A 21781-nucleotide genomic window follows, 5' to 3' on the forward strand; every position below is an offset into this window, starting at 1 on the left:
CAGAACTACTGAGCGAGGTCGTCGACCGTGGCAGCTTCGTTGCGGGAGAGGTTGATTCCCAGGTTGGCTGCGGCACGCTCGAGGTCTTCGTCGTCACCGTCGGCCATCGTGATGGCTGCGCCGTCCGAGGACAGCACCTCCACGTTGAGGCACAGCGACTGGAGCTCCTTGAGGAGCACCTTGAAGGACTCGGGGATACCCGGCTCCGGGATGTTCTCGCCCTTGACGATCGCTTCGTACACCTTCACGCGGCCGACAACGTCGTCCGACTTGATGGTGAGAAGCTCCTGCAGCGTGTACGCGGCACCGTAGGCCTGCATGGCCCAGCACTCCATCTCACCGAAGCGCTGTCCACCGAACTGCGCCTTACCGCCGAGGGGCTGCTGCGTGATCATCGAGTACGGCCCGGTCGAACGAGCGTGGATCTTGTCGTCGACCAAGTGGTGCAGCTTGATGATGTACATGTAGCCCACCGACACCGGGTACGGGAACGGCTCGCCGGAGCGGCCGTCGAACAACGTGGCCTTTCCGTCGGAGCCGACCATCTGCTCGCCGTCGCGGTTGGGAATCGTGCTCTCCAGCAGGCCGGCGAGCTGATTCTCCTTGGCACCGTCGAACACCGGGGTGGCGATGTTGCTGTCGGCCGGAGCCGCCAGCATCTCCTCGGGCAGACGCTCGGCCCAATCGGGCTTGCTGCCGTCCGCGGCGATCTGCACGTTCCAACCGGTCTTGCCGATCCAACCCAGGTGGGTTTCGAGGACCTGCCCGATGTTCATACGACGCGGAACACCGTGGGTGTTGAGGATGATGTCGATCGGGGTGCCGTCGGGCAGGAACGGCATGTCCTCCTGCGGGAGGATCTTGCCGATGACGCCCTTGTTGCCGTGGCGGCCGGCGAGCTTGTCGCCGTCCTGGATCTTGCGCTTCTGAGCCACGTAGACGCGGACCAGCTCGTTGACGCCGGGAGGCAGATCGTCGTCGTCGTCGCGCGAGAAGACGCGGATGCCGATGACCTTTCCGTTCTCGCCGTGCGGAACCTTGAGCGAGGTGTCGCGAACTTCGCGAGCCTTCTCACCGAAGATGGCGCGCAGCAGGCGCTCTTCGGGGGTCAGCTCGGTCTCGCCCTTCGGCGTGACCTTTCCGACCAGCACGTCGCCGTCACGAACCTCGGCACCGATACGGATGATGCCGCGCTCGTCGAGGTCTGCGAGGACCTCGTCGGAGACGTTCGGGATGTCGCGAGTGATCTCCTCGGCACCGAGCTTGGTGTCGCGAGCATCGATCTCGTGCTCCTCGATGTGGATCGAGGTGAGAACGTCCTCTTCCACGAGGCGCTGCGACAGGATGATCGCGTCCTCGTAGTTGTGGCCCTCCCACGGCATGATCGCCAGCAGCAGGTTCTTGCCGAGTGCCATCTCACCGTTCTCGGTGCAGGGGCCGTCGGCGAGGACCTGGCCGGTCTCGACGCGCTGTCCCTCGTCCACGATCGGACGCTGGTTGGCGCACGTGCCCTGGTTGGAACGCGCGAACTTGCGCATCCGGTAGGTCTTGCGCGATCCGTCGTCGGCCATGACCGTGACGTAATCGGCGGAGACCTCTTCGACGACACCGGTCTTCTCGGTGATGACGACGTCACCGGCATCGACAGCTGCACGCAGCTCCATGCCGGTACCGACGATCGGAGCCTCGCTGCGCACCAGCGGGACGGCCTGACGCTGCATGTTCGCGCCCATCAGGGCACGGTTGGCATCGTCGTGCTCGAGGAACGGAATCATCGCGGTCGCGACGGAGACCATCTGTCGCGGCGAGACGTCCATGTAATCGATGTCGTCGGACGAGACGAACTCGACCTCTCCACCCTTACGACGGACGAGAATCTTGTCCTCGACGAAGTGACCCGAATCGTCGACCGGAGAGTTCGCCTGCGCGAGCGTGTGGCGATCCTCCTCGTCGGCGGTCAGGTAATCGACATCGTCGGTGACCTTGCCGTCGACGACCTTGCGGTACGGGGTCTCGATGAAGCCGAACGGGTTGACGCGTGCGTACACCGAGAGCGATCCGATCAGGCCGATGTTCGGGCCTTCCGGGGTCTCGATGGGGCACATGCGGCCGTAGTGCGACGGGTGAACGTCGCGGACCTCGAGGCCGGCGCGCTCACGAGAGAGACCGCCGGGTCCCAGTGCCGACAGGCGACGCTTGTGCGTCAGACCCGACAACGGGTTGTTCTGGTCCATGAACTGCGAGAGCTGGGAGGTTCCGAAGAACTCCTTGATCGCAGCGACGACGGGACGGATGTTGATCAGGGTCTGCGGCGTGATCGCCTCGACGTCCTGAGTCGTCATACGTTCGCGCACGACGCGCTCCATGCGGGACAGGCCCACGCGGATCTGGTTCTGGATGAGCTCGCCGACGGTACGCAGACGACGGTTGCCGAAGTGGTCGATGTCGTCGACCTCGACCGGAACCTCGACGCCGTCGGGTGCGGTCATCGAGGTCTCACCTGCGTGCAGACGCACGAGGTACTCGATGGTCGCGACGATGTCTTCCTCGGTGAGGGTCGACGCCACGATGGGCTCACCCGAGTTGAGGCCGAGCTTCTTGTTGATCTTGTAGCGACCCACGCGAGCGAGGTCGTAGCGCTTGTCCTTGAAGAACAGGTTCTCCAGCAGGGTCTGCGCCGACTCCTTGGTCGGCGGCTCGCCCGGACGCAGCTTGCGGTAGATGTCGAGGAGCGCCTCGTCGGTACCGGCGGTGTTGTCCTTCTCCAGGGTGGCCATGAGGATCTCGGAGAAGCCGAAGCGCTCCGTGATCTGCTCGGTGGACCAACCGAGAGCCTTCAGCAGCACCGTGACGGGCTGGCGACGCTTGCGGTCGATGCGGACACCGACGGTGTCGCGCTTGTCGACGTCGAACTCGAGCCATGCACCGCGACCGGGGATGACCTTGACGCTGTGCAGGTCCTTCTCGGTGGTCTTGTCGATCGAATGATCGAAGTAGACGCCCGGAGAACGCACCAGCTGCGACACCACGACACGCTCGGTGCCGTTGATGATGAAGGTGCCCTTGTCGGTCATCATCGGGAAATCACCCATGAAGACCGTCTGGCTCTTGATCTCACCGGTGTTGTTGTTGATGAACTCGGCCGTGACGAACAGCGGAGCCGCGTACGTCATGTCCTTGTCCTTGCACTCATCGGTCGAGGCCTTGACCTCGTCGAATCGTGGGTCGGAGAAGGAGAGAGACATCGAGCCCGAGAAGTCCTCGATCGGAGAGAGCTCGGTCAGGATGTCCTCGAGTCCACCGGCGACACTGCTGTCTCCGCGGGCGGCGGCACGGTCACGCCAACTCTGCGCACCTACCAGCCATTCGAACGAATCCGTCTGTACATCGAGGAGACCGGGTACCTCCAACGGCTCGCGAATGTTCGCGAACGAAACCCTCCTCGGGGCTCCCGGTGTTCCGACAACTGCCTTGGTCTGGCTAGAGACTGCCAAGATGCGTCCTTCCAGCACCTCACGCGGGTCGCTCGTGCAGTGCGACCGCCGCTGTATCTGTTTGCTATATGTGGGGCGAATTTCGGCTGGTGCAACCAGACCGAATCCCCATCACAGCGGCCCGAAAACGTGCTTTCGGGTAACAGCGATCGAGAGGTGGACAGGAGGCAGCCAGCGCAACGTCCAAAGGTACCCCAAATGTGCGCAGAGCGCAACGGGGGCATCAAAAGTAGCACCCGGGGTCCATTCGTGCGCCGACTCGACGAAAGCGTGTCGCCTGCCGGACGCCCGATGCCGCTGCGCTTCAGAACCGCTGGGGGTGCTCCTGACGACAAGACTGAACCGTGCCGCCCCCTTCGTCAAGAGGTTCGGCCCGATCCGTTTTCCGAGACCACACTCGAACCGGTCGCGTCGATGGACCACTGCACCGCCGAGACGTATGCAAGGGTCCATTGACGCAGACGGCAGGGGCGGGGGCGGGGCGAGGCGGGGCGGGGACACCGACGCGCCCCGCCCCTGCCGACTACCGGGCGCTCTCCCGCCACCGCGTGGCCTCGGCGAGCGCGAAGCCGTGCAGATCGGCCAACTCACCCAATCGTTCGACGCTCTCGCCGTCGAGGGTGGCCCCGATACTGCGCAGTCCGAACTCACCCGACAACGCGATCAGCATCGTCTCGGCCATACAGGCGTAGGTCAGCCCAGGAGCCAACCCGTAGGTCAGCCCGAAATCCGAACCCGACGGCACCTGCACGATGCCGCCGTCGAACACCGTGACGTCCGGCCGCTCACTTCGCACGTCCCGGCCGATATTCTGCGGCTGCGCCACATCGCAGACGATGGCACCCTCCATCAGATCCGTCGGATCGATCAACGCATGTGGTGCCGACGTCGCAGCGATGACGATCAACGAATCATGCACCGCAGCAACGGGATCGGTGAAGAACTCCAGATGCCGCGACCTGATCAGATCGTCCAGATCACCGTCGACAGCGTGCGCGGCGGCGGCCAGCTCCCCCGACCCCGCACCCGCCCGAGCTCTCGCCACCATCTCCTGCGCAGCCGCCCACAGCTTGGGAGCGATCACCGAGCTCTCCCCCTGCCTACCGACCAGCACGACGGCACCGACCTCGCCGGCCAACTGCCTGCCGATGGTTCGCCCGATCGCCCCGGCGGCACCGAGAATCGTCACTCGAGCCCGCGCGACATCGATTCCGCGTTCACGGCACACGCGTCGAACAGCCCGCAGACTGGCCGCGGCGGTGAACGTGTTGCCGGTGGTGATGGGATGCGTCGTCGCGCCGAGACCCAACCCGTTGCCGGTGATCACCGACGAGTAGCCGCCCAACCCGACGACCGTTGCACCGCGTGAGATCGCCAGCTCGACGGCACCGCCCACCACTGCCAGCGCACGCTGGGTCGGCAGCTGCAGCAACTGCTGAGAGGTGTACGGCAGCCCGATCAGATCACCGTGCGCCGTCGCGTCCCCGCCTCCGACGACCCGGCCGCTGCCGATGACGAACGACGCGGGTTCGAGCTCGGACGTCGACGCCGCGAACCGCTCGAGCAACTCCTGTCGCTCGGAGTCGTCGAACACCTCGAGCGCCGGGTCGAATGCTGCGAAGAACCCGAGATCGAGGGGATGCGCGATGAACGCGAAACGTCGATCGGTGGGCCCTACCGCGATGTCGGGGGTACGCCCGGGACGCAGCGCCGCGAGGGCAGGCGGCGTAGCGACGGTCGGACGGCCCAACAGGTGCCCGAACAATCCGTCCAAGTCTCCCGCTGCCGCGTAGCCCAACGCCCGGTCCAGTGCGGCGACCAGACGCGAGCACTGCACCCCGGACACCGTGAGCGGCGGCTCGATGCGAATCACCCTGTTGCCGAACAGAGTCGGAGCCACTCGGATCCCCTCGACATTGAGCAGGTACGAGCAGATCACCGCGGAGAGGTTGTGCTGATCTGCGATCGATCCGAGCAGTGACTGCCGTCCGACGAAGTTCACGTCCGCGGTGAGTTCGATGCCCAGCAACAGTCCGCGGCCGCGTACCTCGGTGACCACCGACGGATACTTCTCGGCCAGCGCGCTCAGATCGTTCTTCAGCCGATGGCCGAGTACGGCCGCATTTTCCACCACCGCGCAGCCGTCCCGAGTCAGTTCTTCGAGTACCGCGACACCCACCCGTGCAGCCAACGCGTTCCCCGCGAAGGTCGACGTGTGCCGTAGCGCGAAGCTCTCCCCCACCAACTCCGGGCGGCTCAGCACCGCGCCCACCGGCACGATCCCGCCACCGAGCGCCTTGGCGAGAGTAAGAATGTCCGGCACCACGCCGTCGTGCTCGGCTGCGAACATCCGGCCCGTCCGGCCGAGCCCGGTCTGCACCTCGTCGAGTGCCATCAGCACCCCGTGCCGATCGCAGATCTCCCGCACGCGGCGCAGGTATCCGTCGGGCGGGCACACCACTCCACCCTCACCCTGAATCGGCTCCACCAGAAACACTGCATAATGCCCGGGTGTCGCCGCCAGGGCCGCGTCGAGCGCATCCGAATCCCCGAACTCGATATGATCGAATCCCTCGACTGGAGCGCCGAAACCGTTCTGATACTTGATGTTTCCCGTCGCAGACAAGGCACCGAGGGTCTTACCGTGGAAGCTGTTCGCGGTGGTCAGCACACCCAGCCGCCCGGTGTGCGCTCGGGCGATCTTGAGCGCGACCTCCGTCGCCTCGGTACCACTGTTGACGAACGTCGTTCGCGTCAACCCCTCGGGGGCCATGCGCCCCAACCGATCTGCCAATTCTCCGGCCGCGCTCAGCACCGAGGGCTGCACGAAAATTGCCTCCCCGCTGCAGCGAACGTCGTTGACCGCCTGCCAAATCGGAGTGGGACCGTGCCCGAACGGAAGGGCTCCGTACGCCCCCGCGAAGTCGAGATAGCGTCGGCCCGAGGCGTCGAACAGGACCGTCCCGTCGCCGCGCACGTACTCGCGATCCAGGTTCAGCGCAGACAACAAGCGGTACAGTTCGGGATTGACGTGCTCGGCAAAGCCCGATCGACCGGACCGGGATTCCAGCACGGAAAAATCGATAGTTGTGTCAGTCATGACCAGCATGCTCCGTTTTCATCGGATCCACCCCTGGCTGTCCGAGCGTGAAAATGGTTGTCCCGAACAACCAGGGCTCGTCCCAACCAGGACGCAAACGCGATGGTAGCTCGGCCCGAAGTCGGTGAGAGATGGCCGAAAACGACACGAAAAAACCCCGTCCACGCAGGGCTGCTGCGTCGAACGGGGCTTGATCGAGCTACTGGTCGGAGCGACTATTGATCGTCGATGGCCGAGAGCTTCCAGGAGCCGTCGACCTTCTCCATGTTCACCGTCAACGGGCCCTCGGCGCTGCCCGACGCGACGCCGTTCTGCGTGGCGCTGATGTTCACATTGGCGAGCAGCTCGGCCTTGTCGTCCTCCAACCGCGTGACACCGATATCCGTCACCATGGCCTCGGTACCCGTACTCGTTTGCACCACAGCAGATTTGGTTGTCTCAGCGGTGGAGTTGAACTCGTCGAGCATCGACTGATTGAGAACAGCGCGGGCCGCATCGAAATCGGCATCGATCGTCTCGGCCTTGTACGTGTACAGGGTCTGCAGCGCATCGGTCGCAGCCGAGGTGACCTCCTGGGTGGCCGCGGAATCCACCCACGCCGCATTGTCGATCGTGGCGAACGGCTTGAACGCGGCAACGGCAGCGAACGCGCCGAGCACCACGGCAATCACCGCGACGACGATCACGTGCTTGTAGCCGATACCCGACACCGGTGCGGAGGACGAGGCGCTTGCGATGGAGTCGGCAGCAGGCTTGTCGACCGAAGGCTTCTCGGTTGCAGACTTGTCGGTTGCAGACTTGTCGGTTGCAGGCTTGTCGGTTGCAGGCTTGTCGACCGAAGGCTTCTCGAGTGACGGCTTCTCGGTCACGGGCTTGTCGGTTGCGGGCTTGTCGAGGACCGGCTCGGTCGGCGGCGGCGTCGTGATGGACTGCGATTCGGCGGCCGCCGATCCCTCGGCGTCGGTCGAAGCCGTGTCGGTGTTGGCTGCAGTCGGCTTCCCGGTGCCGGCCACCTTGCGTCGAACCTTGCTGGTGGTGGTGGGTGGAACGATCTTGCGACGCTGGGGAGGCACTACAGAACTCCTTCGAAACTCACTTCGGTACAGACGGAAAACACCACTGCCGGATTCTCAGTTACCGCCGGAGTCCGGCTCGGGAGCAGGCGTCGCGTCCGTGCCGGGGTCGGCCGCATTCGGATCGGCGGCATTCGGATCGGCGGCATTCGGATCGGCGGGGCCGCCGGGTTCGGTCGGGATGACGGGATTGGTGCTGGGACTGTCGAGCGAGATCCGTGAACCGATGGGGTCGACCTTGTTGGTCTTCCACACCCCGTCGACCTCTTCCATGGCCAGCCGCATCGTCAGCTTGCTTCGCTCGACGCGATCGGGCCACGTGGTGGTGGTCGCGATGACGACCAGAGCCGTGGCGGTGTTCTCGTCCGTGCTCAGTTCTGTCAGCGCGCCGTGCAGCACCTCGGCCTCGCTCCTGGCACCGGACTGACGAACCTGGTCGGTGATACCCGACCGCGTCTGCTCGAGGTCGTTGAGCATCAGGTCGCCGGTGATGGACGACTTCATGTTGTCGAACGACTGATCGATGGTGGCCGCGTCGACCGTGTTGAGGTTGACGGCCGCTTGCTGAGCGCCGGTGAGAGCCGCGTCGCGGGTGTCCGCGGTGGGCTTCTGACTCAGCAACGCATTGCCCCAGCCGTATCCGAAGAACACGGCCGCTGCGAGGGCCACCACGGCGATCACCGTGACGACGGCAAAGAGGATTTTCGCGGTCTTGTTACGCCCTGGAGTCGCTGAGGACTCCAGGGCTTCGGTGCTCGAGTTCACACTTTCCACCCTACTACTCGGTAATATCCGGCCGAACCACTCTCGGCCCGACGATAGTGCTGAGCAGCAGTTCCACCGATTTCACTACTTCGGCGTGACGCCGATCAGCGGTGCCAACTGGGTGGCGATCGGGTTGAGGTTCAACTTCTCGGGATCGACCTTGGGCTTGAGGTCCCACGGCTGCGGCACATCCGGATCGGCGAACACGATGCGGTTCGCACTACGAACGCCCGTCACGCTGCCCTGCGGTGTGGCGCAGTTCGCGTCGAGGTTCAGCGGGTAATTCTCCCGAGTCGGATCGAAGTTCGGGTTCTTGCGCTTCTCCTCGTCGAGGATCGCCTGGCTGCCCTCGTAGCCCACCGTGCACGGGGGCGGGTTGTTGGTCTCGAGCAACAGGCCCTGATGGATCGTGCCGTCGTCCGGGACGATGGTGGAGATGCCGGCACCGAGGGCAGGCAGGAACGTCAGGAACGGACGAAGCGCGACGTACCGGGGTTCGGCCTGCGCAGCAACTAGTGCCAGGTTGTTGATATCGGTCGTCAGAGCCGGACCGGCATCGGTGATGAGACCACCGAGCTGATCGCCCGCCGCTGTGCCGGTGTCGATCAGGCGACGGATGTCCGGATCGCTGGACTTCAACTGAGCCGTCACCTCATCCAAGCTGGTGCTGAACTGCCGAATCAGATCCGACTGCTCGGACTGCGTGTTCAGCACTGGCACCGCGTCGCGCACCAGCGCGAGCGTCTGCGGCAGCGCCTCGTTGCCTGCCTCGGAGATGTTCCCGAGCGAATCGACGAGAGACGCAAGATCCGTGCCCTTTCCGTCGAACGCCACACCGAGCTCGTTGACGACTCGCGTCAACGTATCCAGCGGTACCGACCGAACCAGCGTGTTCGCGTTGGCGAGAACCTGTTCCACCGGCACGGGTGTAGTGGTGTCGGCCTCCGCGATCTGCGAACCGTCGACCAGGAACGGGCCCTGGTCGGTCTCGGGTTGCAGGTCGACGTACTGCTCACCGATGGCCGACCTGTTGGCCACGACGGCCTTGGTGTCGGCTGGGATGTCCGGGCCGCCGTCGTCGAGCATGAGCGCGACTCGGATCCCGTCTTCCGTCAGTTCCAGATCTCCGACGGTTCCCACCGGGACACCTCGGTAGGTGACCTCGGCGTTGGAGAAGATGCCACCGGAATCGGCGAGGTTCAGATCGACCTGGTACTGCCCGAAGCCGAGCATGTTGTCCAGTCGCACGTACTTGGCACCGACATAGACCAACCCCACCACAGCGACCACGACGAAGAGGACCAATTGAATGCGAACCAGTCTCGATCTCACTGTCCAACTCCGAATCGCTCGAGCAGATCGTTCAACGGTGCGAACGGATCGGCCGGTGCGGGCGCGGCGGCCGCCGCTGCCTGCTCGTTCGCAGGTGCACCCGGACCGGGAACCGGTGACGGGATGATCGGCGGCAACGGCAGCAGCGAGATCGTCGGCCAACCCGGGCGCGGTCCGTTGCCGTTGTAGTACGGATTCGACGGGTCGACGACGGGCAGCGTGTTGCCGTACTTGGGCTGGATGTAGACCGGATCGCCCTCCCCGACGCCGAAGTTGCGCAACGCAGTTCCGATCGACAGGTCGAGCGAAAGGAACAGGTTCGCCGAGTTGCCCTCGATGATCTTCTCGGTACCGTCCGCGAACGGCAGGGTGGGGATCACCGCGAGCGAGCTCACCACGTCGTCCGCCGAATCGGCCAGGGCCTGGAGCGTGGGGCGTAGTGCCCGCAGGTCCGCGATGAGATCGTCCTTGGAACGGTCGATCACGTCGGTGCCGACGGCTCCGAGACGGTCGAGCGCTCCGAGCATCTCGGTCAGCTGCGGGCGCTGCTGCTCGAGAACCTCGGTGGCGATCGGCAGATCCTTCAGCACTGCGTCGATCTTGTCGGTCTGCGTGTTGACGCGGCCGCTGAGAGTGTCCAGCCCGTCGATGGCGCGGGTGATGTCGTCACGCTGCTGGTTGAGGCCGTCGATGAGGGTGTTCGCTTGCTGCAGAAGCTCTTTGGTTCTGCCTTCGCGACCGTCGAACGCCGTGCTCAGTTCCTTGACGATCGGCGAGAGCTGCCCGACACCGCCGCCGTTGAGCAGCAGCGAGAGCGCACCGAGTACCTGTTCGATATCGGTGGCATGGCGGGTGCGATCGAGCGGGATCGTGGCCCCGTCCTGCAGACGCGCTGCTTCCTCGTCGCCAGGAGGTGCCGAGAGCTGCACGAACTTCTCGCCCAGCAGGTTGGTCTGTTGCACCGATGCGATCGCGTTGGCCGGAAGGTCGACGTCGGAATTCAAGATGACGTTGACGTCGGCGGTCCAGCCGTCGTTCGGGACCGTTATCGAGTCGACGCGGCCGACCGAGACGCCGTCGACCTTCACGGTCGACTGCGGGACGAGGTCCAGTACGTCGTCGAACTGCACCGTCAGGTTCAACGGGTTCTCACCGACGTCGGCACCGCCGGGCAGCGGTATCGCGTAGATGCCGGCCGACGAGCATGCTCCGGCCGACAGCGCCACCACGCACGCACCGGCTCCGACCACCAAAGAACGCTTCACTCGAGCTCGATTCCGATTCACAGAGGTTCTCACTGTCCCCCACCTCCGATGTACGACTGCTCCAGTCCGGGCATCGAGCTGTTTCCGAGCCTGGGCGAGACGACGCCAGGCACGGTGCCGGGAACGGATACGTTCTGCTCGATGTCGTTGGTGAGAACACCGAACGGCAGCACGATCCGGTTCTGGTCGGTGATCGGGGCCTGGATCATCGTGGTGATGTTGGCGCACTGATCGATGATCGGCTGAATCTGCGCACCGAGGGCCTCGAAGCGCGGATCGCCGGGAACGAGCTTGCCGAGATCGAGGAGCTTGCACACGGTGCCGAGCGGATCCTGGGTCTCGTTCTGGAGATTGGCGCGCGTGGCGAGCGTTCCCGACTCGGCGTCGTACGCGTTCACCAGGTTGCTGATGGCCAGCGGCAGCAACGTGAGCGTTTGCACCAGCTGCTCGCGGTTGTCGGCGAGTGTCTGCGTCGGAACCGTGAGACCGTTCGCGGCATCGGTCAGTTGGGTCCGGTTGTCCGCGACGAACGTCGCCACGTCGCCGAGCGAGACCGACAGCTGTTGGAGTGCAGCTCCGAGGTCCTCTCGCTGCCCCGACAGGAAACCGGTCAGGTCGGCCAACTGGGTGTTGAAGTTGCGTACCTGCTGATCGTTGACGGCCAAGGCGCTGACGAACGTCTGCAGGTTCTTGATCGTGTCGAACACGTCGGTGCGCGAGTCACTCAACGTTCGACCGGCGGCCGAGAGCTGGGTGATGCTGTTGCCCAACGCTTCACCGTTGCCGTCGAGGTTGGCTGCACCGGTGTTGACCAGATCGGTGAGAGCGCCGTCCTTGTTCGCGCCGTCCGGACCGAGGGCGGTGGACAGGTCGTCGATGGACTTGTACAGCTCGTCGACCTCGACGGGTGTTGCGGTGCGATCGCGACCGATCGTCGCGCCGTCGGCCATGGTGTCGCCGCCGGTGTAGACGGGCGAGAGCTGGACGTAGCGGTCGGCGACGAGCGACGGGGTGACCTGGACGGCCTTGGCGTCCACAGGAATGTCGACCCCACGGTCGACGCGAAGAATGACCTCCACGTCTTCGCCCTGCGGCGTGACCGAGTCGACCGTGCCGACCTTGACGCCGAGCACGCGCACCTCCGAGCCGGAATAGATGCCGATCGACTTGTCGAAGTAGGCGGTGATCTTGGTCGTTCCGGCCCTGGTGAACAGCCACCAGCCGGCGACCGCGAGGACGAGCGCCACGGTCACGACGACGGCGATCAGCGCGAGCTTGTTCTTGCTTCTCGGTGCTGTCTGCGTGTCTGTCATCAGTTCCCCGCCAACGTATCGAGCGAGGGCTGGCGGTAACCAGGTATCAACGGAACTCCGGGCGGTGTGAGGTTTGCCAGCGTGATGTCTATCCACCGGCCGTTGCCGGTCAGGTTCGTGTACAGCCGAATGAACGGTTCGTACAGCTTCAGCGCACGGTCGAGGTTGTCGTTGTTGCGCTGCAGGATCTCGATGGTGCCGTTGAGCTGCTGCAACATCGGGTTGATGGTGGCCTCGTTGTCGCGAACCAGGCCGGTCAGCTCTTGCGACACTCGCTGAGTGCCGGTGAGCAGCTGCGAGATGGCCTGCTGCCGATTGTTGAGCTCTTCGAGAAGCGGGCCCGCGTCGGTGATCAGTTGGTTGAACTGCTCGTTGCGGTCGGCCAGCACCTTCGAGGTCTCGCCGGTGGCCTCGAACAGCTTCTTCAGTTCCTCGTCACGGCTGGCCACGGTCTGCGATAACCGAGTCACACCGTCGAGCGAGGCACGGATGTTCGCAGGCGTCTCGGAGAACGCCTCGGACAGGGTCCGCATGCTCGTCGCCAGCTGATCGGTGTCGATGTCGCTGATGGTCGAGGCCGCAGCGGAGAACGCGTCGATCACGTCGTACGGGGACGTGGTGCGCTCGAGCGGAATCGGGTCCTTGGGGCTCAACGTCTCCGGACCGCTCGGGTCGAGCGCCAGATATTTCTGCCCCAGCACAGTCTTGATGGCGATGGCCGCTCGCGACTCGTTGCCGACCCAGGCGTCCTTGACCGTGAAGTCCACGAGCACCCGGTCGCCGTCGAGACGCACATCGGTGACCTTGCCGACCTTCACGCCCGCGATACGGACCTCGTTGGGCGGCTTGAGCCCTGCTGCCTCGCTGAACTCGGCGGTGTACACCGAACCCGCACCGATGATCGGGAGCCGGTCGAGAAAGAAGACCGACATCGTGGCGAGCAGGATGATTGCGATACCGAGCGCACCGATGGTGGCCGGACTACGACGAGATTTCATTGCTTGATCCCCCCAGCTTTGCAACGCGCTGCGGAGTTCGTGTACAGCGGCTGGTTGACGGTCGGCAGCCCGGTCGGCAGATTCAGATTCGGCGAACTACCCGGTCCGGCGACGATGTCGATACCGCACAGATAGAAGGTGAACCAGGATCCCTGCTGGGCCGTGCGAATGAGCTTCTCGAGTTTGACGGGCAGAATTCCGAGGACCGTGTCCACGTCGTCGCTTCGTCGGTTGACTGTCTCGGCCAACGTGTTCAACGCAGTCACCGAACCCTGGATCGACGGCCTGGTCGGCTCGAGCAGGTCGGCGGTCGCGTTGGTCAGGCCGGCGAGCGACGTCACGGCGGAGCCGACGACACCACGGTCGGCCGACAGGCCCGAGACGAGCTGCTGCGTGTTGACGATCAGGCTGTCGAGCTGCCCGTCGTTCTGGTTCACCGTCTCCAACACGTTGTTCAGATTGGTGATGACCTGCCCGATGACCTGATCCTTGTCGGCGACGGTGTTGGTCAGGGTCGCCGTATTGGTGACCAGTTCGTTGATGGTGCCCGACTCCCCCTGGAACACCTGAATGATCTGGTACGACAGCTTGTTGACGTCATCGGAGCTGAGCGTGGTGAACAGCGGGCGGAAGCCGTCGAAGAGCGTGGTCAGGTTCACCGCAGGCTTGGTCCGCTCCAACGGAATGGTGGCACCGTCGGTGATCTTCCGACCCTGGTCTCCCGAACCCTGCTCGATGGCGATGTAGCGCTGGCCCACCAGGTTCCGGAATCGGATGGTCGCCGTCGAACTGGCCGGGAGCCAATCACGACTGCTCAGAGTGAAGTCCACCTTGGCTTCGCGCTCGTTGGCGATCTCGATCTTGTCGACCTGGCCGACACGAACGCCCGCGATACGAATCTCGTCGCCCTCGTTGAGAGACGTGACGTCCGTGAACACAGCCGAGAACTTGGTGCCGCCGCCGCCGCCGCTGGAATTGGCGATGGTGAAGGCAAGGGTGGCCGTAGCAGTGATCGTGATCACGGCGAACACGACCAACTTGATGATCGGCGCGAGAAGGCCTCTCATGGCACGGTCACCTCCACTCCTCTCAGTGCCGGTGCGCCGATAGCGGCCGCCCACGACGGAATACTGTCCGGTGCAACACCACTCGCCTGTCCGTAGATCACGGCCAGAGTGTCGCGCTCGAAGTCGGAGCCCTCGTAGCTCGCCGGCTGCGCGGATGCGGAGACGGCGGGAACGATGGAACTCTGGGCAGACTTCGGTGGTCCCTGTCCTTCGATCACCTGCGGGCCCGGGTTCCGGGTCGGCACCTGGTAGGAACCGTCGTTGATCGAGCCTCCCGGATACTGCGGGAAGAACTCCCCCGGCGCCGCGGGCTCGAAACAGGTGGCTCCGCGATCGTCGAACAAGCGCGGCTCGTCCTGGTTCGGCAAGTAACGACCCTTCGGGTTGACGAACGGTGCGGAGACGTTGATGCCGGGGTACTCGTCGCCCTCACCGAGTACGACTTTTCCGCGCCTGGCACCTTCAGCGAAATAAGTGAACGTGCAGCCGAACGTCGGGGAGAACTCGGCCAGCAGCTCGAGCGCTTCCCGAGAGTTCGCGGCCAATCCGATCAGGTTCTCGGAGTTGGTCTGCAGAAAGTCCGCAGTGGTGTACGACGCCGAGGTCAGGGAGCCGTACAGCGTGTCGAGGCTGGACTGCCGCTCGACCACGGTGTTGCCCGTCGTCCGCAAGTTGTCCAGCGCCGAGACCAAGTCCGGTGCCGCGTCTGCGTAGGTCTGCGAGAAGTCGGCCAGCCCGACCAACGTCTGCTGGATGTTCGGCAACTCCGTGTTCAGACCCGACACGATGTTCGTCAGGTTGTCGATGGTCTGGCCCAGTTGCTCACCGCGCCCGCTGAGGCCCTGCGCCAACGACCCGAGGGTGTTCGCCAGATCCTGTGGCGGAATCGCCTGCAGCAGTGGAAGCAAGCCGTCGAGCAACTGCCCGACCTCGATGGCGTTTCCGCTGGTGTCCTGTTTGAGGACCGTGCCCTCGGAGATCGGCGACGCCGCATCGTTCTCGGGCACGATCAACGAGACGTAGCGCTCACCGAACAGTGTCTTGGGTAGCAACCGTGCCGTCACGTTCGACGGAATCAGCGGTGCCTTGTCCGGATCGATGGCGAGCTGCGAGGTCACGACGCCGTCGACGGTGGACGCCGAGCGCACCTCGCCCACGATCATTCCGCGCACCTTGACATCCGCGTTCATCGGCAGCGCGTTGCCGACCGAGTCGGTTTCGAGGCTGACTTTCACCACATCTTTGAACGTCTTGTTGTAGGACGTGATGCTCCACCCCAGGAACAGGATGAGCACCAGGAAGAACGCCAAACCGAGGAGTACTCGCTTCAGTCGCGACGGCGAGTCGATCATCCCGCAACCCTCACTGTGGTGGTCGTGCCCCAGATGGCGAGGCTCAAGAAGAAGTCCAGTACGGCGATCGTGACGATCGCGGTACGAACGGCACGGCCCACTGCGACGCCGACACCGGCAGGTCCGCCAGAGGCGTGGTAGCCGTAATAGCAGTGGATCATGATCAGGACGAAGGCGAATATCAGCACCTTCAAGAACGAATACAACACGTCTTCCGGAGGTAGGAAGAGGTTGAAGTAGTGGTCGTAGGACCCCGTGGACTGCCCGTTGAAAACGGTGCTGATCCCTCGGGATGCGACGTACGACGCCAACAGCCCGACGATGTACAGCGGGATGACGGCCACGAAGCCTGCGATCATGCGGGTGGTCACGAGGAACGGCACGCTGGGTACGGCCATCACCTCGAGCGCGTCGATCTCCTCGGAGATTCGCATGGCACCGAGCTGGGCGGTGAAACCACAGCCGACGGTGGCCGAGAGTGCCAGTCCTGCGACAATCGGCGCGATCTCACGGGTGTTGACGTACGCGGACAGGAATCCGGTGAGCACGGAGCTACCGAGCTGTTCGAGGGCTGCATAGCCCTGTAGACCGACGACGATGCCGGTGAAGCCGGACATCATCACGATCACGCCGATGGTCCCACCGATGACGGCGAGCGCACCGCTGCCGAAGGTGACCTCCGCCAGCAGGCGGAGCACCTCCTTCTTGTAATGCACTGCGGTCTTGGGAATCCACCCGATGGCCCGCAGGTAGAACGACATTTGCTCGCCTGCGCGGTCGAGCACGTTGAGCGGGGCGTTGCCGACGCGCTTGACGCGCATCAGCGTGCGGTCACCGCGACCTCTTGCGATCGTCATCGCGGTTACGCTCCCTTCGCTGGGACGACCTGGAGATAGACCAGGGTCAGGATGAGGTTGGCGAAGAAGAGCAGCAGGAACGTGATGACAACCGTCTGGTTCACTGCCTCGCCGACGCCCTTGGGTCCGGGGTTGGGATTGAGGCCCTTGTAGGAGGCGATGATGCCCGCGATGAGTCCGAAGATTGCTGCTTTCGCCTCGGCGACATACAGATCCGGCAGCTGGGCCAAAAACGAGAACGACGCCAGATATGCACCGGGGGTGCCGCCCTGGAGGATCACGTTGAAGAAGTAGCCGCCGGCGATGCCGACGACCGAGACCAGGCCGTTGAGCAAAAGTGCGACGAGGATCATCGCGAGCACTCGGGGAACGACGAGACGATGTACCGGGTCGATACCCAGCACTCGCATGGCGTCGATCTCCTCGCGGATGGTGCGCGAGCCGAGGTCTGCAGTCACAGCAGAACCGGCAGCGCCGGCCACCAGCAGTGCGGTCACGATCGGACTGCCCTGCTGGATGACCGCGAGCACGCTGGCCGCACCCGTGAACGACTCGGCACCGAGCTGCTTGATGAGCGATCCGGTCTGCAGCGCCACGACCGCGCCGAACGGAATGGCGACGAGCGCCGTCGGCAGAATCGTGACGCTGGCGATGAACCAGGCCTGCTCGATGAACTCGCGGAACTGGAACGGCCTACGGAAGGTGTTGCGAACCACCTCGACGAACAGTTCGACGATATTGCCGGCTTGTGTCAGAGCGGCGCTCGCCGGAGCGAACGCGGACTTCTTCGATCCCCCCATGTCTGCTATTGACCCCGACCTTGTGTTGGAGCTTGGTAGCCCTGCTGATCATGACCTTGCCCGCTGTAACTCTGCTGGTCGTAACTCTGCTGGTCGTAACCCTGGTGGTCGTAACCCTGGTGGTCGTATCCCTGCTGGTCGTAACCCTGCTGCTGGTCTGCATACGCGGGGTAACGCTGACCCGGGTCGGTGGTGTCGAGGCTTTCCTGGATCGCAACCTGGGCATTGTGCGGCAGGGTGTGCATGATCTGGCGGACGCGCTCCTGCCTACGCCCGACGGCTTCGCGCACCGGAGTTCCGGGAGTGGCCTTCATCTGCGGCACGATGCCTTCGACGTCGTCGACGCCGCCGGCGTGGTGGCCGGCGTCGACCATGGCCTGCTCCTGCGCCATCTGCGCCTCGTCCTTCTCCTCCGACATGCCGATCGGACCGATCATCGTTCCGTTGAGGAACTGCTTGACTACCGGCTCGTCGCTCGTCAGGAGCACCTCGCGGGGGCCGAACATGACCAGCTGGCGACGGAAGAGCATGCCGATGTTGTCGGGCACCGTCCGAGCGAGGTTGATGTTGTGCGACACGATCAGGATCGTGGCGTCGATCTCGGCGTTGATGTCGATCAGGGTCTGCGAGATGTACGTAGTGCGAACGGGATCGAGGCCGGAGTCCGGCTCGTCGACCAGGATGATCTCGGGATCGAGAACCAGAGCGCGGGCGAGACCGGCGCGCTTACGCATACCGCCGGAGATCTCGCCGGGCAGCTTGTCCTCGGCACCGAGCAGACCCGTCAGTTCCAACTTCTCCATGACGATCTTGCGGATGTCGGACTCGGACTTCTTCGTGTGCTCGCGGAGCGGGAACGCGACATTGTCGTAGAGGTTCATCGAGCCGAACAGTGCGCCGTCCTGGAACAGCACCCCGAAGAGCTTCCTGATCTCGTAGAGCTCACGGGAGGAGCACTGCAGGATGTCGGTTCCGTCGATGAATATCTTGCCCTGTTCGGGACGCAGGAGGCCGATCAAGGACTTCAGGAAGACCGACTTGCCGGTACCGGAAGGACCGAGGAGCGCACTGACCTCACCCTTCGGCAGGGTCAACGTCACGTCCTGCCAGATCTTCTGTACCCCGAAAGACTTGGTCAATCCCTCGACCGAAACCTCGACTCCCACGCTGACCTCCACAATTCGTACACATCGACCCGGATGTGGGTTGTGTCACTGTATCCCATGCACGTGTCCGCACCGACACGGGAGCTTACCGCCCAGTAAGAACTTCCCCGAGTCAGGCTGTAGAGCTTGCATCAGTGTGGCTCATCTCACGCGACACGGTCGGCGACTCGCCAGAACTGTGACAAGTCCCTGCGTCACAAAGCTGTGACACGCCACAAACAATGACCGCCGAAACCCTTCGGAATGCTTTGGACTTCGGCGAAACCGAGTAAACAGGGGCACAAGGCCGGTGTCACGCGATTTGCAGGAGTCCGTGATCGATCACAACGGTGCACCCCGTGCGGTGTCCGAGAACAGAAGAAGGGCCGTCCCCACCGAGGTGGGAACGGCCCTTCTTGCGCTCGTGCGTTCAGAGCACGAAGCACGACTGCAACGAAGCGGTCCTACTTGACGGAGATCTTCGCGCCGGCAGCTTCCAGCTTCTCCTTGGCGGCGTCGGCTGCGTCCTTGGCAACCTTCTCCAGAATTGCCTTCGGAGCGCTCTCGACGAGATCCTTGGCTTCCTTCAGGCCCAGGCCGGAAACGACCTCACGGACGACCTTGATGACCTGGATCTTCTTGTCGCCGGCCGACTCGAGGACGACGTCGAACTCGTCCTGCTCTTCAGCAGCCTCGGCGGGGGCTGCGCCGCCGCCTGCAGCAGCAACGGCGACGGGGGCAGCTGCGGTGACCTCGAAGGTCTCCTCGAATGCCTTCACGAACTCGCTGAGCTCGAGGAGAGTGAGCTCCTTGAACTGGTCGAGCAATTCTTCGGTGCTGAGCTTCGCCATGGTGGCGGGTCCTTCCTGTAAGTACCTAACCGCTGATCCGCGGCATGGTGTTGATGGTGTGGAGCTGAGCTGTACGCCAATACCAGCGGATCAGCTTTCGGCGGGAGCTTCCGCCGGTGCTTCTGTTTCTGCAGGTGCCTCGGCTGCGGCGGGTGCGCCGGCAGCCTTCTTCTCCTGCAACGCGAACGCCAGACGCGCGAACTGCGATGCGGGAGCGTTGAACAGGCCTGCAGCCTTCGACAAGTTGCCCTTCATGGCGCCGGCGAGCTTGGCCAACAGGATTTCGCGCGACTCGAGGTCTGCGATCTTGTTGATCTCTTCCACGGACAGCGTTGCGCCGTCCATGTAGCCGCCCTTGACGATCAAGGCCTTGTTGTCCTTCGCGAAGGCCTTGATGGCCTTCGCTGCGTCGACCGGCTCGCCCTTGATGAATGCAATGGCGGTCGGTCCGACGAACAACTCGTCGAGGCCGGTAATACCTGCCTCGGCCGCTGCGCGCTTGACCAGGGTGTTCTTGGCGACGGAGTACGTGGCACCTTCGCCGAGCGCACGCCGGAGCTGAGTCAGACCGGACACCGACAGGCCACGGTATTCCGTGACGACGGCAGCCGTCGAACCCTTGAACTGTTCGGTGATCTCCGATACTGCTGAGACCTTTTCGGGCTTTGCCATACTTCGCCTCCTCTCGTGGGAAGTTGTGTCGATCGCGAGAGGGCCGGAAAACGACGAACGCCCCGGCGCAAGAAGCACACGGGGCGTGAACGAGCAGGCAGTCGCGAGGACTGCAGACAGGTTCCCTACCTCGTTCTCCTGCGTGGGCCGTCCGACACGATCTCGGACCTTCAACCGCGCAACTCCCGGAAGTGAATCCTTCGAGAAGGCGGTGACCAACGGTCTTGGGTAGAACTTGATTGGGCGGTATGGACCGGAGTGCGAGCACTCGTGATCCGAACCGTTGTTCAGGTTACAACATCCTCCGCGTCAACTCCAAAACGCTGGGCTATTGCCGCACTCCGTAGACGACGAGGTTGCGCTCGTAACTGCCCACCGAGGCGTCGAAGTCGCCCGAGCACGTGATCAGCCTGATCTCGTCGGTGGGCACCGCCCCGAAGACCTGCACCGTCGGGAACTCCACTTTGCCGTAGTCACCGATCTCGTCGATGCGGTACTCGGCTCGGCCACCCGCCTCGTCGTCCACCGCAACGACATCGCCGATTCCGAGTTCGGACAATCGATCGAACACCGCGGGACCGGTCGTCGAGTCGACGTGCCCGGCTATCACCGTCGGACTGCCGATCGCGCCGGGTCGGCCACCTCCGGTGAACCACCCGACGTCGTCGTAGTCGGTGGGCACCTGCATCTCCCCCGATTCGGTGAGACCCAGTTCGATCAACGGCTCGTCCAGACCGATGTCCGGGGCGCTCACCCGCGCAGGGGCCGGTCGCGCCGAGTCCGCCGCGGGCGCAGCCGGGGCAGCACCCGACGACGGCTGCGAGGACTCAGGGGCGGCCGGAATCGGGGACGCCACCGGGGACGGTGGCGGTGGTGAGGAGCACCCCGCCGCCACCACCACCGCCGTGGCCGCGATCAGAACCGAATATCTCAGCTCCGCACCTCGCGTCGTGCCGCGAACGTCACGCCCGCGACGACCATCGCACCCAGAGCCACCGCGCCGACGACGGGCAGCACCGAACTCGACGCCGAATCGGCCGCGGCGAGCGCCGATCCACCGCCACCGGTCGCAACGGACCCGACCGGAATCTGGCTGAGCTGGCCGCGCACCGCTCCCGCCGCGAAGTCGACGGTGTGGGTGTCGGCGGCGAAGGCCGCGGGATCGGCTTCGATCTGATCGAGAGTGAACCCGGTACCGCTGTCGGCGTCGGCACCGGCCGGAGTCAGACCGGTGGTGAACGGTCCCTGCATGCAGCCGCTGCTGGTACGCGGGCCGTCGCCGATCGGGGTCGGGTTCGGGAACGCCAGACGCGGAGGTCCCGCAGCACCCGCCGCCGCCTCGTGAATGTGCGTGGCGGTCTTGGCCGGGCTCATGTAATCGCCGGTGACGCCGTCGAGCGCGATGTCGTAGCAGACGATGTCGAGATCGGAATTGATGCGCAGCGTGAACGTGCCCGTCGCGCCCGGCTGGCCCGGAGTGGCGACACCGTCGCCGTTCACCACCTGGTCGGGAGTTGCCATCGCGGTGAACGCGCTGGTGAACGAGTCCGGTTCGGCAACGGGGGTATCGGCACCGGCCGGGGCCGCGGTGAACAGCATCAGTGCAGCGGCCGTGCCGCCGACGACTGCGGTGGCGGTGCCGCGGACGGACATGGTCGGGCGGGTGATCGAGCGTCTGGTCATCTCGTGGGCCTTCC

General features: G+C 64.3%; 17 protein-coding genes. All 17 read right to left on the reverse strand.

The genetic code is table 11. The features are described from left to right. Window positions 1-5: 5 nt before the first annotated feature. Window positions 6-3512, reverse strand: a complete 3507-nt coding sequence (gene rpoB / locus AYK61_RS24020) for a DNA-directed RNA polymerase subunit beta (RefSeq protein ID WP_121873409.1) — start codon at window positions 3510-3512, stop codon at window positions 6-8. A gap of 505 nt (window positions 3513-4017) precedes the next feature. Continuing rightward, a complete protein-coding gene (locus AYK61_RS24025) occupies window positions 4018-6594 on the reverse strand; it encodes an aminotransferase class III-fold pyridoxal phosphate-dependent enzyme (RefSeq protein ID WP_121873608.1) in 2577 nt (858 codons plus the stop codon). 215 nt (window positions 6595-6809) lie between these two features. Continuing rightward, window positions 6810-7667 (reverse strand): hypothetical protein, encoded by an 858-nt coding sequence (locus AYK61_RS24030; RefSeq protein WP_121873410.1) that lies wholly within the window; start codon window positions 7665-7667, stop codon window positions 6810-6812. 57 nt (window positions 7668-7724) lie between these two features. Continuing rightward, complete coding sequence (locus AYK61_RS24035) at window positions 7725-8432, reverse strand: hypothetical protein (RefSeq protein WP_121873411.1); 708 nt, start codon at window positions 8430-8432, stop codon at window positions 7725-7727. Between the two features lie 84 nt (window positions 8433-8516). Continuing rightward, window positions 8517-9764: an MCE family protein gene (locus tag AYK61_RS24040; protein WP_008713875.1), complete on the reverse strand. Its 1248-nt coding sequence runs from the start codon at window positions 9762-9764 to the stop codon at window positions 8517-8519. Next, window positions 9761-11029, reverse strand: coding sequence for an MCE family protein (locus tag AYK61_RS24045; RefSeq protein ID WP_027498220.1), 1269 nt, complete (start codon window positions 11027-11029; stop codon window positions 9761-9763). The genes AYK61_RS24040 and AYK61_RS24045 overlap by 4 nt, the downstream gene beginning before the upstream one ends. 29 nt (window positions 11030-11058) lie before the next feature. Further along, entirely contained in the window at window positions 11059-12342 is a 1284-nt protein-coding gene (locus tag AYK61_RS24050) for an MCE family protein (RefSeq protein ID WP_008713871.1), read from the reverse strand. Beyond that, entirely contained in the window at window positions 12342-13340 is a 999-nt protein-coding gene (locus AYK61_RS24055) for an MCE family protein (RefSeq protein ID WP_008713869.1), read from the reverse strand. The genes AYK61_RS24050 and AYK61_RS24055 overlap by 1 nt, the downstream gene beginning before the upstream one ends. After that, a complete protein-coding gene (locus AYK61_RS24060) occupies window positions 13337-14407 on the reverse strand; it encodes an MCE family protein (RefSeq protein ID WP_121873412.1) in 1071 nt (356 codons plus the stop codon). Before AYK61_RS24060 ends, AYK61_RS24055 begins: the two co-directional genes overlap by 4 nt. Beyond that, window positions 14404-15759 carry an MCE family protein gene (locus AYK61_RS24065; RefSeq protein WP_008713865.1) on the reverse strand — a complete coding sequence of 452 codons (1356 nt, stop codon included), beginning with the start codon at window positions 15757-15759 and terminating at the stop codon, window positions 14404-14406. Before AYK61_RS24065 ends, AYK61_RS24060 begins: the two co-directional genes overlap by 4 nt. Further along, window positions 15756-16616 carry an ABC transporter permease gene (locus AYK61_RS24070; RefSeq protein ID WP_008713863.1) on the reverse strand — a complete coding sequence of 287 codons (861 nt, stop codon included), beginning with the start codon at window positions 16614-16616 and terminating at the stop codon, window positions 15756-15758. Before AYK61_RS24070 ends, AYK61_RS24065 begins: the two co-directional genes overlap by 4 nt. A 5-nt stretch (window positions 16617-16621) precedes the next feature. Beyond that, window positions 16622-17416, reverse strand: a complete 795-nt coding sequence (locus AYK61_RS24075) for an ABC transporter permease (protein WP_008713860.1) — start codon at window positions 17414-17416, stop codon at window positions 16622-16624. A 5-nt stretch (window positions 17417-17421) separates the two neighbouring features. Continuing rightward, window positions 17422-18582 carry an ABC transporter ATP-binding protein gene (locus AYK61_RS24080; protein WP_008713858.1) on the reverse strand — a complete coding sequence of 387 codons (1161 nt, stop codon included), beginning with the start codon at window positions 18580-18582 and terminating at the stop codon, window positions 17422-17424. A 443-nt stretch (window positions 18583-19025) separates the two neighbouring features. Next, window positions 19026-19412: a 50S ribosomal protein L7/L12 gene (rplL, locus tag AYK61_RS24085; RefSeq protein WP_008713856.1), complete on the reverse strand. Its 387-nt coding sequence runs from the start codon at window positions 19410-19412 to the stop codon at window positions 19026-19028. A 90-nt stretch (window positions 19413-19502) separates the two neighbouring features. Continuing rightward, window positions 19503-20084 carry a 50S ribosomal protein L10 gene (gene rplJ, locus AYK61_RS24090; RefSeq protein ID WP_008713855.1) on the reverse strand — a complete coding sequence of 194 codons (582 nt, stop codon included), beginning with the start codon at window positions 20082-20084 and terminating at the stop codon, window positions 19503-19505. Window positions 20085-20412: 328 nt separating this feature from the next. Continuing rightward, on the reverse strand, window positions 20413-20940 hold the full coding sequence (locus tag AYK61_RS24095) for a class F sortase (RefSeq protein WP_259468260.1): 528 nt from the start codon (window positions 20938-20940) through the stop codon (window positions 20413-20415). Window positions 20941-21014: 74 nt separating this feature from the next. Then, entirely contained in the window at window positions 21015-21767 is a 753-nt protein-coding gene (locus AYK61_RS24100; protein WP_121873413.1) for a CHRD domain-containing protein, read from the reverse strand. Window positions 21768-21781 lie beyond the last annotated feature (14 nt).

The sequence above is a fragment of the Rhodococcus sp. SBT000017 genome (genome assembly GCF_003688915.1).
In the GTDB taxonomy this organism is placed as follows: Bacteria; Actinomycetota; Actinomycetes; order Mycobacteriales; family Mycobacteriaceae; genus Rhodococcoides.

Coding starts and splice junctions, on each gene's coding strand:
- AYK61_RS24055 (WP_008713869.1), bottom strand. CDS start 13,340: ATGAAATCTCGTCGTAGTCCGGCCACCATCGGTGCGCTCGGTATCGCA.
- AYK61_RS24025 (WP_121873608.1), bottom strand. CDS start 6,594: ATGACTGACACAACTATCGATTTTTCCGTGCTGGAATCCCGGTCCGGT.
- AYK61_RS24100 (WP_121873413.1), bottom strand. CDS start 21,767: ATGACCAGACGCTCGATCACCCGCCCGACCATGTCCGTCCGCGGCACC.
- AYK61_RS24075 (WP_008713860.1), bottom strand. CDS start 17,416: ATGGGGGGATCGAAGAAGTCCGCGTTCGCTCCGGCGAGCGCCGCTCTG.
- AYK61_RS24065 (WP_008713865.1), bottom strand. CDS start 15,759: ATGATCGACTCGCCGTCGCGACTGAAGCGAGTACTCCTCGGTTTGGCG.
- AYK61_RS24070 (WP_008713863.1), bottom strand. CDS start 16,616: ATGACGATCGCAAGAGGTCGCGGTGACCGCACGCTGATGCGCGTCAAG.
- rplJ (WP_008713855.1), bottom strand. CDS start 20,084: ATGGCAAAGCCCGAAAAGGTCTCAGCAGTATCGGAGATCACCGAACAG.
- AYK61_RS24050 (WP_008713871.1), bottom strand. CDS start 12,342: ATGACAGACACGCAGACAGCACCGAGAAGCAAGAACAAGCTCGCGCTG.
- AYK61_RS24060 (WP_121873412.1), bottom strand. CDS start 14,407: ATGAGAGGCCTTCTCGCGCCGATCATCAAGTTGGTCGTGTTCGCCGTG.
- rplL (WP_008713856.1), bottom strand. CDS start 19,412: ATGGCGAAGCTCAGCACCGAAGAATTGCTCGACCAGTTCAAGGAGCTC.